Here is a 12547-nt window from a genome sequence, read left to right on the forward strand (position 1 = left end):
TGTCCTCTATATCCTCGATCTCCTGCCGCGCGGTGTTGACGGTCCTAGCATCCGGGCATGAGCCAGCACTCGAATCCGGTCCGCCGACGGCGCCGCGCGGGGGTCGCCGTGGCGGCGTCCCTCACCCTGTGCGCGACGGCCATGCCCGCCGTGATGACGACGACGACAACGTCGGCAGCGGCCGCTGCCACGCCCGGAGAGCGGTTCGATCAGCCCGGCGGCTTCTACGACACCTCCGGACTGCCCGCCGCCGAACCCGGCACGGTCCTGCGCACTGAACCCACCTCGTTGCCGCTGGCCGTCGAGGTCCCCGGGCTCCCACCGCTGGCCTCGCCGCTACCGGCCGGCGCCCAGCGGCTGATCTACCAGACCGCGGACGTCCACGGCGCGCCCGTCGCGACCTCGGCGGCGCTGTACGACTCCACCGGCCCGTGGACGGGCGCCGGGCCGCGGCCGACGGTGGTGATCGGGCCGGGGACCCAGGGCCAGGGCGACGCATGCGCGCCGTCCCGGAACATCAAATCCGCGGTGGGCGTCAACCCGCAGACCGGTGGTGCGGTCCCGTCGTATGAGGAGGCGTTCGCTCTCGCGCTCGCGTCCCAGGGGTTCCGGGTGATGGTCATCGACTACATCGGTCTCGGCACGCCGGGGGTCCACACGTACTCCGACCGTGTGGAGCAGGCACACGCCATGCTCGACGGCGCCCGCGCGGCACGATCCCTGGCGGGTGAGGCACCCGTGCTGTTCTGGGGCCACTCCCAGGGCGGCGGTGCTTCGGCCGCGGCCGCCGAACTCGCGCCGGACTACGCCCCGGACGTCGATCTGCGGGCGGCCTACGCCTCGGCGCCGCCGGCGGACCTGCTCGCGGTACTCGATCACATCGACGGCTCCACCCTCACCGGCGCGATCGGATTCGCGATCAACGGGATGGTGGACCGCTACCCGTCACTGCGCGACGTGATCGAGCGCAACATCAACGACAGCGGCCGCGCGGCACTGGACGACATCTCCGGGCTGTGCACCCTCGATCTGCGGTCGACCTACGCTGGCCGGACCACCGACGAGTGGACGTCCACGGGACGCCGCCTGGGCGAGGTCATCCGTGAGGAGCCGGCCGCGCTGGCCGTACTCGATCACCAGCGCATCGGCAACGCGGCGCCCTCGGTCCCGGTGATGCTGGCGGGCGGGGTCAATGACGACATCATCCCCGTCGGCCAGGTCGAGCAGTTGGGTCGCGACTGGTGTGCGAAGGGTGCGACCGTGCACTTCCACCACGAGACGACGCCGCCGGTCGCGGGGGTCACCCACGCCGCCGCGGCGGTGACCAACTTCCCGTTGGCGCTGCAGTTCGTCCATGACCGGCTCGCCGGGCTCCCCGCCCCGGACGACTGCGGCGCCTTCTGACCCACACCCCCGGATCGGCCCACGCCGACACGGTGGACCTGCCCGGGGGTCGCGGCGTCAGACGTCCAGGAAGCGCACGTCGCGGGCGTTGCGGGTGATGAAGCTGCGTCGCGCGTCCACATCCTCGCCCATGAGAATCGAGAACAGTTCGTCCGCGGCAGCGGCGTCGTCGAGCGTGACCAGGCTCAGCGTGCGGACCGTCGGATCCATGGTGGTTTCCCACAGCTCCTTGGGGTTCATCTCGCCGAGACCCTTGTAGCGCTGGATGCCGTCGTCGACGTTGATCTTGCGCTTGTTCTCGAGGCCGATCTTGAGCAGCTCGTCGCGCTCGCGGTCCGAGTAGGCGAAGTCCGGCTCGCCCTTGCCCCACTTGAGCTTGTACAGCGGCGGCCGCGCCAGGTAGACGTGACCGTTCTCGACGAGCGGCTTCATGAACCGGAAGATCAGGGTGAGCAGCAGCGTCGCGATGTGCTGGCCGTCGACGTCGGCGTCGGCCATGAGCACGATCTTGTGATAGCGCAGCTTCTCGATGTCGAATTCCTCGTGGATGCCGGTGCCCAGGGCCGTGATGATGGCCTGGACCTCGGCGTTCTTGAGGACCTTGTCGATTCGCGACTTCTCGACGTTGATGATCTTTCCGCGCAGCGGCAGGATCGCCTGGAACATCGAGTCCCGGCCCGACTTGGCCGAGCCGCCGGCGGAGTCGCCCTCCACGATGTACAGCTCGGACTTGGACGGATCCTTGGAGCGGCAGTCGGCGAGCTTGCCGGGCAGACCGCCGATATCGGTGGCGGACTTGCGGCGCACCATCTCACGGGCCTTGCGCGCGGCGACGCGAGCCTGACTCGAGGCGATCGCCTTGTTGACGATCGTCTTGGCCTCCGCCGGGTTGGCCTCGAACCAGTGCCCCACGTGCTCGGCGACCTGGCGCTGCACGAACCCCTTGACCTCGGTGTTGCCGAGCTTGGTCTTGGTCTGCCCCTCGAACTGCGGGTCGGCGATCTTGGCGGACAGCACCGCGGCCAGGCCCTCACGGATGTCGTCACCCGTGAGGTTGGGGTCCTTCTCCTTGAGCAGCTTCTTGTCGCGGGCATACTTGTTGACCAGGGAGGTCAGCGCCGCTCGGAAACCCTCCTCGTGGGTGCCGCCCTCGTGGGTGTTGATGGTGTTGGCGAACGTGTGGACCGACTCCGAGTAGCCGGAGTTCCACTGCATCGCGACCTCGACCTCGTGGCCGGTGCCCTTGCCCTCGAAGTAGAGGATCGTCGGGTGGATCGAGGTCTTGGACTTGTTGATCGCGGTGACGTAGTCCTTCAGCCCGTCCGGGTAGTGGAAGGTGCGCTTGCGCTCGCGGACCTTGGCGGGCTCGACCTCGACCTCCGCCTCGTCCGCAGCAGCCGCCTCGGCGCCCTCATTGAACGCCTTCTCCGCGTCGACCGCGTTCTCGACATCCGACGCCTCGTCCGAGCCCGGACCCGAGTCGCCCCCGGCGCCCTCGCTGTCCGCGATGGCGTCGAGTTCCGCCGCCCGCTGGGCACGGGCGCGCCGGTCGATGAGCGTGATGGTCAGGCCCTTGTTGAGGAACGCCATCTCCTGGAGGCGACGGGCCACCACGTCGAAGTCGTACTCCGTGGTCTCGAAGATCGACGGGTCCGCCCAGAAACGGACGCGCGTCCCTGTGCCCTCCGCCGGGCCGGCGTCGACGATCTCCGCCGGCACCGCCATATCGAAGTCCTGGAGCCACAGCCGTCCGTCGCGCTTGACCTGCACCTCGACGCGGGTCGACAGCGCGTTGACCACGGAGATGCCGACACCGTGCAGACCACCGGAGACCGCGTAGGAGTCCGAGTCGAACTTGCCGCCCGCGTGCAGCTGGGTCATGACCACCTGGACGGTCGGCATGCCCTGCTCGTGCATCTCCACGGGGATGCCGCGGCCGTCGTCGATGACCTCGACGCCGCCGTCCTCGAGCAGCGTGACCTGGACGCCGCTCGCGTAGCCCGCCATGGCCTCGTCGATCGAGTTGTCGACGACCTCCCAGATCAGGTGGTGCAGACCCCGGGGGCCGGTCGAGCCGATGTACATGCCCGGACGCATCCGGACGGCCTCGAGCCCCTCGAGGACGGTGATCGAGGATGCACCGTATTCACTGGGGCTCTTGCTCTTGGCGTCCGCCACGTGCGAACTCCTCGCGTCTCGTCGGGTCTGGGACCGTGCCAGTCTACCTGCGGGAACCGCGGGACGGCCCACAGGCACGCCCGGGGGCCTATCCGTACGTATCGCGCGGACCGCGTCCGGACACGTGCAACGGCCCCTTGCGCCAGCTCGGCTTCTCCGGCCCCTCGATCTTGAGCCGGCGCACGTGCCCCGGTCCCATCGCCGCCGCGATCTTGCGCAGGATGTCCGCGGACATCAGTCGCAGCTGCGTGGCCCACGCGGTGCTCGAGGCCCGGACGTAGAGGATCCCCTCCTCCAACCGGTCGGGCGTCGCGTGCGCCGAGACGTCCTCGCCGACGATGCGCCCCCACTCCGCGAAGAGCCGGCCGGTCGTGACCTTGTCGTCCCAGCCGCGCTTCTTGGCGATCTGACCGAAGAGCTTGCCGAGGGGCTGCGGATCCCACGGGTCGGCGCCGGACCCTGTCCACCCGCGCTTGCGCAGACGTCGGCCGGTGCCCACCGGAGCGGAGCGGCCACGACCGACCTGCTTGCCCTCGGCACGCGCCCGGGCCCGCGCCTCCTCGAGCGCCTGCTTGGCGATGTCATAACCACGTTGTGGCGGGTCAGACGGTGTTACCGAATCCCCACCCGGCCTGTTCGTCACAGCGAAACCCCACTTCCGGTATCGGTGTCGCGGCTCTCGCCGTCGTCGTCATACCCGTCGGCGCCCGGGCCGCCCACCTCATCACCCGGGCCACCGTCCCGGCCACCCACGTCGTCGTCCCGCCGTTGTGACAGTGTCATCCCGGAGTGACGATCGGCTCCCTCGCCCGTCATCACGACGTCATGACGCACCCCGCGGAGCCCGCTCGGCACGTCCTCGCCGACCGCCGCGGTGATGAGAACCTGCTCCACGCCGGCCGCCACATCAGCCAGTGCGGCGCGGCGGTGACGGTCGAGTTCGGCGAACACGTCGTCGAGTAGGAGGACCGGTTCGATGCCGTCGGCACGGAACAGTTCGAGCGATCCGAGGCGTAGCGCGAGCGCGAACGACCACGTCTCGCCGTGGCTCGCGAAGCCCTTCGCCGGCTCCTCGCCGAGGGTGAGGATCAGGTCGTCCCGGTGCGGTCCGACGAGTGACTGGCCGCGCTCGATCTCCTCACGGCGGCGCCGCCCGAGTTCGCTCAGCAGGAGCGCCTCGACGAACTCGGGATCGGTCAGCTCCGACTCCGCGGGGGGCGACGCGACCCGGAACCGGTAGGCGAGAGCGGCCGGGCGGGACTCCGGTGCGAGGGTCCGATAGGCGTCGACGGCGAGGGGACGCAGCTGCTCGAGGAGAGTCACCCGCCCGGCGACGATCTGCGCCCCCAGCCCCGCCAGACGGCCGTCCCACACGTCGAGAGTGTCCAGGGCGGCGGCGGATTCCTCCGGTCGGCCCCGGCGAAGTGCGCTCGACGCCGACTTGAGAAGAGCCGTGCGCTGGCGGAGCACCGAGGCGTAGTCCGCGAGATCGCCGCCGAGTGCGGGCCGGCGCTGGGACATCAGCTCGTCGAGCAGCCTCCGACGTTCGGCGGGCTCGCCCCGGACCAGGGCGAGGTCCTCCGGTGCGAACAGCACGGACTGGACCACGCCGAGGATGTCACCGAGCCGCCGGCACGGCGACGTGTTCAGACGCGCACGGTTGGCCTTGCCCGAATTGAGCGCGAGCTCGACGGTGAGCTCGCGTCCGGCATTGTGGGCCAGTGCCCCGACGAGGGCGGTCTCCGCTCCCGTCCTGATCATCGGCGCGTCGGCGGCGACCCGGTGCGAACGCAGGGTGGCCAGCACGCCGATCGCCTCGAGGACGTTGGTCTTGCCGTGTCCGTTGCGCCCGATGAGGGTGGTCACCCCCGGCTCCAACTCGAGCTCGAGCAGCGGCCAGGAGCGGAAATCCAGAAGTCTCAGATGACGCAGGTGCATGCCGGCTCGCGGCTGACGTCAGCCCGGCAGGCGCACGGGCATGAGGAGGTAGGTGTGGTTCGAGTCGACGGGGGCGATCGCACCGTCCGCGTCGGGCTCCGGGAGCGTCTCGGGCGCGGGGCGCAGAACGGCCGGCCGGCTGGCCTGGGTGAACCCGAACGCCACGCGCGAGGAGTGGACGCTGCCCAGACCGTCGAGCAGGTAGCCCGGGTTGAAGGCGATGGTCAGCGGCTCCCCGACGAAGTCGACCGGGAGCGTCTCGTTGGCCTGCGCGGCGTCGTCGCCACCGGCGGAGAGCGCGAGCTCACCCTCGCTGAACGCGAGCCGGACCTGAACACCGCGGTCCGCCACCAGGGCGACACGCTTGATGGCCTGGATCAGGGCGTCGACCTCGACCACCGCGATCGAGTTGTGCTGCGGCGGCAGAAGCTGACGGACCTTGGGGAACTCCGCGTCGAGAAGGCGGGTGGTGGTGCGCTGGCCCGAGACCAGGACCCCCAGGATTCCCTCGGCGCCCACCTCGGACCCGGCCCCCAGGCTCAGGTCGACGCGGCCGCCGGCACCGGCCGAACGCGTGACCTCCGAGAGCGCCTTGGCCGGGATGAGCACCTCCACCGCGACGTCATCGCGCGCCGGCTCCCACTCGAACTCGCGGATGGCGAGGCGAAAGCGGTCGGTGGCGATGAGCGTGACCCGCGGGCCCTCGATCTCCATCCGGATTCCGGTCAGCATCGGCAGCGTGTCGTCCTTGCCGGCCGCGACGACGACCTGCGAGACCGCTTCGGAGAACGCGTCGACCTGCGCCGAACCGGTGACCTCCGGCATGGTCGGCAACTGCGGGTAGTCCTCGACCGGCATGGTCGGCAGCGTGAACTTGGCGGACCCGCAGGTGATGTACATCTTCTGCGCGGTCACGGTCACCTCGACAGGGCGATCCGGCAGTGCCCGCGCGATGTCGGCCAGCAGTCGACCGGAGACGAGCGTGCTACCCGGCTCGGAGACCTCGGCGGGAACCGAGACCTGGGCCGACGTCTCGTAGTCGAACCCCGAGATGGTCAGTCCCGAATCTGCTTCGAGCAGCACCCCGCCGAGGATCGGCACCGACGGGCGCGACGGCAGCGTTCGCGCCACCCAGGCCACGGAATCCGCGAAGTCCTCGCGGGTGACGCGGAACGTCGGATCCGTGATCTCCATCGATGACCTCTTTCAGGCAGGGCTGACACCGCTTCGGGTATCTGGACGAGTGGTCTTGTGGGGCGGTCGTGCGGCGCGTCCCGTCGCCGGGCGGCGAGACGTCTCCATGAGAGTAACCGCTCGCACCGACACGGGTCACACGGAAGGGGTGTAACCCGGTCAAGCGGACTCGCCGTTCCACATCCCTACTTCTAACAAGAACTATCTAAAGAGATAAGAGGTAGTAGTAGGTCCTGTGAAATTGTGAGCCGAGACTTGTCATTACAGGTCCAGCGCGATTTCGTGGTGTGGACGCATCCGTTGATTCTTGTGATTTGGTTCGGAGCCCCGGTGGAATCACAAGACCCGGTCCACCCCTTGTCCACCGTTGGTCCACAAGATCCCACAGCTTTGTCCACAGCTGTGAAAGGTGTGGTTGGTGGTCAAGAATGCGTGATTCGGGGCGCGGGTGAGTCAGTCCTCGTCGCTGCCGATGTCGATATACCGCCGTGACCGGACGTGCGAGTCGACGAATTCGTCCAGTTCCTCGAAGACCCGGCGGGACACCTCGAGCCACGGCATGAGGATCGGGAAGACGTGGAACATGCCCTCGGCCTCGATCGCGTGGACCTCGATGTCCGCGTCCCGCAGATGGGCCACGAGCTCCCGGATCCCGTCCCGGAACATCTCGTTCCCGCCCGAGGTGACGAAGGTGGGTGGGAACCAGTCAGGGCTCAGCGCCGCGTTGACGGTCGAGACCAGTGGATCACCCGGGGCGATTCCCTGCAGATAGGGGGCCGTGGGCACGTTCCACGGCAGGATGTCGTACCGCGCGTTGTCCGAGACGGATGGCTGGTCCAGTTCGAGATCTGTCTCCGGGGAGAACAGGGCGAGCGCCGCCGGCACGGGCATGCCGGAGACGTTCAGGTGCGAGATCAGGGAGGCGGCCAGCCCGCCGCCTCCGGAGTCCCCGGCGATGATGAGGTTCTCGGGCCTGATCCCCTGATCCAGGAGCGCCGCGTACACGCTCGCGGCATCGAGGACGCCGGCCGGGAACGGGAATTCCGGGGCCATGCGGTAGTCGGCGATGAAGATGTCGCAGCCGGCCCGCTTGGCGGTGGCCGAGGCGAAGGCCGCGTACATCATGGGCGAGGTTCCGATGTAGCCACCGCCGTGCAGGTAGAGGATGGTGCCGTCGACCTGTTCCTGCGCGTTCTTGCCGGCGCTGCGGCGGCACCACAGGCCGGGGACCCCCCCGATGACCTCGCGGGTGATCGTCACGCCGTCGATCCCGCGGACATACGGTGGCAGGACGACGGAACAGATCCCGTCGATCACCTGCTCCATGGACCGGAACTCCTCGATCGGGAGTCCGAGTGAGTAGCCCATGAACGACCGGATGGTCTGGCGGGTCACGGACTGGCCCAGGTTGTCGACGATGTTCCCCGGGCCCTGCCACGGCCGGACGAACGGGACGCGGGCGAGTCCGGTCAGGAGATTCTGACCCAGACCCACCATCGTGATCGCGGCGACAGCCGGCGACGCGGTCTGAACTTCTGGACGATCGGCCATGACCATTGTTGCCGGGGAGTCGCGGAGCCCGAGATCACGGCCCTGACACCCCTTCCCCCCTCGGGTGAAAGAACGGGCGCGGGCCACCCCGCGCGGAACATATGCCGTCGAGGTTAGCGAAAAAACTTCTTCACATCGCGCGGGAGCGTTCGCGGATGCGAGCGGTCAGTTCCTGGATCTGGTCGTAGGTACGCCGATCGTCCTTGATCTCCTTGAGGATCTTGCGCTGGGCGTACATGACGGTGGTGTGGTCCTTGCCGCCGAACGTCACGCCGATCTTGGGCAACGACAGGTCGGTGAGCTCGCGGCACAGGTACATCGCGATCTGACGGGCCCGGGACAGCGACCGCGTCTTGGACGATCCGCACAGCTCGTCGATGCTCGTCGAGAAGAACTCCGCGGTTACCGCCATGATCGTCGCGGCCGAGATCTGGAGCGAGTCGTCGTCCGAGACGACGTCACGCAGGACGACCTCGGCGAGCGGGACGTCGATCTCGTGACCGTTGAGCGAGGCGAATGCGACCACACGGATCAGCGCGCCCTCGAGCTCGCGGATGTTGCGCTGGACACGCGTCGCGATCAGCTCGAGGACATCGCGGGGAACCTCGTACCCCTCGGATTTGGCCTTCTTGTCGAGAATCGCGATCCGCGTCTCGAGCTCGGGTGGCTGGATGTCGGTGATCAGACCCCACTCGAACCGCGTGCGCAGCCGGTCCTCGAGAGGTTGCAGCTGCTTGGGCGGGCGGTCCGAGGAGATGACGATCTGCTTCTGGGCGTTGTGGATCGTGTTGAAGGTGTGGAAGAACTCCTCCTGCACCTGCTCCTTGCCGATGAGGAACTGGATGTCGTCCACCAGGAGGATGTCCGCCTCGCGGTACCGCTTCTTGAACATGTTCTGGCGGCCGTCACGGACGGAGTTGATGAAATCGTTCGTGAACTCCTCGGTCGAGACGTACTTGACCTTCTGTTCGGAGTACATCCGCAGGGAGTAATGACCGATTGCGTGCAGCAGGTGGGTCTTGCCCAGCCCGGATTCGCCCCAGATGAACAGTGGGTTGTACGCGCGGGCCGGCGCTTCGGCAACGGCCAGGGCCGCCGCGCGGGCGAACCGGTTGGAGTTGCCCTGGACGAACGCGCTGAAAGTGTACCGCTCGTTGAGGCCCGGAGCGGTCGCGGCGGACAGCGCCTCGTCGCGATCGCTCCCGTGGAGCAACCGCTCGGCGGCGATCTGCTCCTCGGTCATGCGGGTGGGCCGCGGCGCCGAGGGGGTCACCTCGTCCTCGGGCTCGGGGCGGTGGATCTCGTCCACATCGATGTCCGGTTCGCCCGCGTCATCCGTCGGCTGTTGGGCGCCGGCGAGCGACGTGTCCACCTTGACCGCGAGATCGACGGGTTCGCCCAACTGCGAGCTGAGCGCCCGGGTGATGGGGCCGCGGAGCACTGATTCGATGTTGTCGCGCGCGAATGCCGACGGTGCCGCGAGCATCGCGAACCCGTTGACCACGGCGATGGGCTGGACCAGCCGGAGCCAGGCCTGTTGTTGGCGGGACAGGGCCGGGTTGTCGTCGCTCGCGAGGTCCGGATCCGTCAGTCTGTCGAGAACGGCGCTCCACACGTGTTCGAGCTCAGGAGACACGGTGAGCGGTCTCCTCTCGTTTGGTGTCGATGATCGTCGGGTCCGGCGGATCGTTGTCCGTCTCGTGCGGGAACCACACTCTATCCACAGGCGTGATCCCAGGTCCACTGGGATATCCACACGGTTGTCCACAGCTGTGGGTAAATAGACCTCTCCCTTGCAGGGCCAGAGGTTGTGATTCGTCGACGACCGGGTGGGGTGGGATCTGGGACGCCTGAGTTCTCGGTTGCGCGGCCCTGTAGGGCTCGATGATGAACGACGGTAACAACACTGTGAACGACTGGGCAACCCTCAAGATCAAGTGGAGACCGGAAGTCAAGCATCATCGCCGTTGGCGTGTCGCGATGGCCTGCGAAGTGGTACGGGAGATACGAATGTGATCACACGGTTTGGTGGCGGGCGGCTACTGCGCGTAATCTTGAACAGTCTGTCGCGCGCCTGAAGAGCGTGCGGCGCGTCGTGGTGCCGCCGTCATCGGTGTTTCGACGACGTCTCGAACTCGATCGCGTGCCGGTTTCGGCGCCGACATCAATGTGAGGAGCCAACCATGGCCAAGGGCAAGCGGACCTTCCAGCCGAACAACCGTCGTCGTGCCAAGGTGCACGGCTTCCGTCTGCGTATGCGGACCCGTGCCGGTCGCGGCATCGTCGCAGCTCGCCGTCGCAAGGGCCGTTCCGCGCTGACGGCCTGATTCCGGCCGGGTCGGCGGGTGCTCCCCGGGCGGCACCGGCTCCACCGTTCCGCTGATTTCGCGACGGTGGTGCGTCGGGGTGCCAGGAAGGGCCGCCGGACCATGGTCGTACACGCCCACGTGGACTCCTCGGAGATCCGCGTGGGCGGTCCCCGTTTCGGGCTCGTCGTGAGTAAGGCCGTCGGCGACTCGGTGACCCGTCACCGCGTCAGCCGGCGGCTTCGTCATATCGCGGCCGATCTCATCGACGGGCTCGAGCCCGATCTCATGGTCGTCATCCGCGCCAACCCGGCATCGGCCACCGCGACGCACGAGGATCTCGTGCGCGATCTGCGCTCCGGCCTGGAGACTGCGTCCGCCCGGGCGAGAGGCTCGCGGTGATGGCCGGACCCCGCCCCGGACCCGTTGCCCGGGTCCTTCTGTGGATGCTGGACTTCTACCAGAAGGGCATCTCACCGCTGACGCCCCCGAGTTGTCGGTTCGTTCCGTCCTGCAGCAGCTATGCGGTGGAGGCGGTCCGGGTCCACGGTGCCTGGTACGGAACATGGCTTTCGGTCTGGCGCATCCTTCGTTGTGGCCCGTGGACCCCGGGCGGCTGGGATCCTGTCCCCGAGCCACGCGCGCCCGATCCCGGCTCCGCGCCCCCCGAGCATCCGACTTCTTCCGAACGTAGCTAGGACTCCCCACCCATGTCGTTCATCACGGACCCTCTGGTCTATTACCCGATCTCCGGGATCCTCTGGTTCTGGCACAAGATCTTCGCGTTCCTCGGCGGACTCCTGCCGTGGGTGAACAACGCCGACTCCAACGGCATCATCTGGGCGCTGTCGGTGATCTTCCTCGTCGTCACGCTGCGAATCATGCTGTTCTGGCCGGCGGCCAAGCAGATCCGCTTCTCCCGCAAAATGCAGGAGATGCAGCCCAGGATGAAGGAGCTGCAGAAGCGGTATAAGAACGACCGCGAGAAACTGGCCGTCGAGACCCGCAAGCTGCAGAAGTCCGAAGGGTTCAACCCGCTTCTCGGCTGCCTGCCGATGTTCATCCAGATCCCCGTGTTCCTCGGGCTGTTCCACGTGCTGCGGTCGTTCAACCGGATGGGCACCCAGTTCAACGCGCTGGGGATGACGGCCGAGGAAACCCGTAACACCGGCAACTACGTCTTCAGTGCGGACGAGGTCCAGAGCTTCCTCGACGCGCGTCTGTTCGGTGCGCCGCTCTCGTCCTTCATCTCGCAGCCGGTCGAGCAGTTCCAGGCCTTCGTGGAGCCGGGGGCGATGCTTGACTTCGCCCGCTGGAACATCCTCCTCGTGGCCATCCCGCTGATGGTCGTCTCGGCGGTGACCACGCACCTGAACGCGCGAGTGTCGCTGTCCCACCAGTCGCCGCAGGCCGCCGCCAATCCGCAGGCCAAGATCATGAACCAGCTGATGCTGTGGGCGTTCCCCATCGGCATTCTGGTGACCGGTGCTTTCTGGCCGATGGCGATCCTCGTCTACATGGTCACCAACAACCTGTGGACCCTCGCGCAGCAGTACTACCTGTACGAGAAGATGGCCAAGGAGGACGACGCCGCTGCGCTGCAGCGTCGCGAGGAGCAGAAGTCGCTCGCGCCGAAGGTCGGTGTCAAGCCGGTCAAGGCCAAGAACGCCCGTCCGGCCGGATCCGCCCAGGGGTCGGCGTCGCGTGCTCAGGAGGGCGCGACCTCCACGATCGATGTGGAGACCGATGTGGCTTCCGCAGCCGACGGGGAGGCGACGCCTGCGGGCGCGGCGTCGACGCCGGGGGCCAAACCCCGACCCGGCCAGAAGCCGCACGCGCCGGGTGGGCAACGTAGCAGGCCGGCTCAGAAGGCCTCCGGTTCCAAACCGAAGAGCAAGAAAAAGAAGAAGAAGCGCTGACCCGAACGGACTGCGCACACGGACAAGGTCCCCGATGCCCCGGCATCCGGGACCTTG

At 67.8% G+C, this 12547-nt stretch carries 11 protein-coding genes; 5 read left to right on the forward strand and 6 right to left on the reverse strand.

Translation table 11 applies throughout. The annotated features are described in order from the left end of the window. Positions 1–57: 57 nt before the first annotated feature. Complete coding sequence (locus ACWIE7_RS08715) at positions 58–1404, forward strand: alpha/beta fold hydrolase (protein WP_452098314.1); 1347 nt, start codon at positions 58–60, stop codon at positions 1402–1404. A 57-nt stretch (positions 1405–1461) separates the two neighbouring features. Here the strand turns inward: ACWIE7_RS08715 and gyrB are convergent, their stop codons facing one another. From gyrB to dnaA, 6 genes are all read right to left on the reverse strand, one after another. Next, a complete protein-coding gene (gene gyrB, locus ACWIE7_RS08720) occupies positions 1462–3582 on the reverse strand; it encodes a DNA topoisomerase (ATP-hydrolyzing) subunit B (protein ID WP_454069050.1) in 2121 nt (706 codons plus the stop codon). Between the two features lie 88 nt (positions 3583–3670). Continuing rightward, positions 3671–4225 (reverse strand): DciA family protein, encoded by a 555-nt coding sequence (locus ACWIE7_RS08725; protein WP_344995625.1) that lies wholly within the window; start codon positions 4223–4225, stop codon positions 3671–3673. Next, positions 4222–5520 (reverse strand): DNA replication/repair protein RecF, encoded by a 1299-nt coding sequence (gene recF / locus ACWIE7_RS08730; RefSeq protein ID WP_452098311.1) that lies wholly within the window; start codon positions 5518–5520, stop codon positions 4222–4224. The genes ACWIE7_RS08725 and recF overlap by 4 nt, the downstream gene beginning before the upstream one ends. Positions 5521–5538: 18 nt before the next feature. Beyond that, a complete protein-coding gene (gene dnaN / locus ACWIE7_RS08735; protein ID WP_452098310.1) occupies positions 5539–6714 on the reverse strand; it encodes a DNA polymerase III subunit beta in 1176 nt (391 codons plus the stop codon). A 453-nt stretch (positions 6715–7167) separates the two neighbouring features. Beyond that, positions 7168–8271, reverse strand: coding sequence for an alpha/beta hydrolase (locus ACWIE7_RS08740; RefSeq protein ID WP_454069051.1), 1104 nt, complete (start codon positions 8269–8271; stop codon positions 7168–7170). Between the two features lie 124 nt (positions 8272–8395). After that, complete coding sequence (dnaA, locus tag ACWIE7_RS08745) at positions 8396–9901, reverse strand: chromosomal replication initiator protein DnaA (protein WP_452098308.1); 1506 nt, start codon at positions 9899–9901, stop codon at positions 8396–8398. A 547-nt stretch (positions 9902–10448) separates the two neighbouring features. Between dnaA and rpmH the strand changes: the two genes are divergently transcribed. From rpmH to yidC, 4 genes are read left to right on the forward strand one after another with little or no spacing between them, the layout of a single operon-like run. Further along, positions 10449–10592 (forward strand): 50S ribosomal protein L34, encoded by a 144-nt coding sequence (gene rpmH / locus ACWIE7_RS08750; RefSeq protein WP_230929658.1) that lies wholly within the window; start codon positions 10449–10451, stop codon positions 10590–10592. Between the two features lie 18 nt (positions 10593–10610). Then, entirely contained in the window at positions 10611–10973 is a 363-nt protein-coding gene (rnpA, locus tag ACWIE7_RS08755; RefSeq protein ID WP_230929659.1) for a ribonuclease P protein component, read from the forward strand. After that, on the forward strand, positions 10973–11269 hold the full coding sequence (gene yidD / locus ACWIE7_RS08760) for a membrane protein insertion efficiency factor YidD (RefSeq protein ID WP_344995606.1): 297 nt from the start codon (positions 10973–10975) through the stop codon (positions 11267–11269). Before rnpA ends, yidD begins: the two co-directional genes overlap by 1 nt. A 12-nt stretch (positions 11270–11281) precedes the next feature. Further along, a complete protein-coding gene (yidC, locus tag ACWIE7_RS08765) occupies positions 11282–12490 on the forward strand; it encodes a membrane protein insertase YidC (RefSeq protein WP_452098306.1) in 1209 nt (402 codons plus the stop codon). Positions 12491–12547: the final 57 nt, after the last annotated feature.

Source organism: Dietzia sp. NPDC055343 (assembly GCF_053645265.1).

Bases quoted from the DNA above. Each gene is read 5' to 3' on its own strand.
- yidC (WP_452098306.1), top strand. From the start codon at position 11,282: ATGTCGTTCATCACGGACCCTCTGGTCTATTACCCGATCTCCGGGATC.
- dnaN (WP_452098310.1), bottom strand. From the start codon at position 6,714: ATGGAGATCACGGATCCGACGTTCCGCGTCACCCGCGAGGACTTCGCG.
- yidD (WP_344995606.1), top strand. From the start codon at position 10,973: ATGGCCGGACCCCGCCCCGGACCCGTTGCCCGGGTCCTTCTGTGGATG.
- ACWIE7_RS08740 (WP_454069051.1), bottom strand. From the start codon at position 8,271: ATGGTCATGGCCGATCGTCCAGAAGTTCAGACCGCGTCGCCGGCTGTC.
- recF (WP_452098311.1), bottom strand. From the start codon at position 5,520: ATGCACCTGCGTCATCTGAGACTTCTGGATTTCCGCTCCTGGCCGCTG.
- ACWIE7_RS08715 (WP_452098314.1), top strand. From the start codon at position 58: ATGAGCCAGCACTCGAATCCGGTCCGCCGACGGCGCCGCGCGGGGGTC.
- rpmH (WP_230929658.1), top strand. From the start codon at position 10,449: ATGGCCAAGGGCAAGCGGACCTTCCAGCCGAACAACCGTCGTCGTGCC.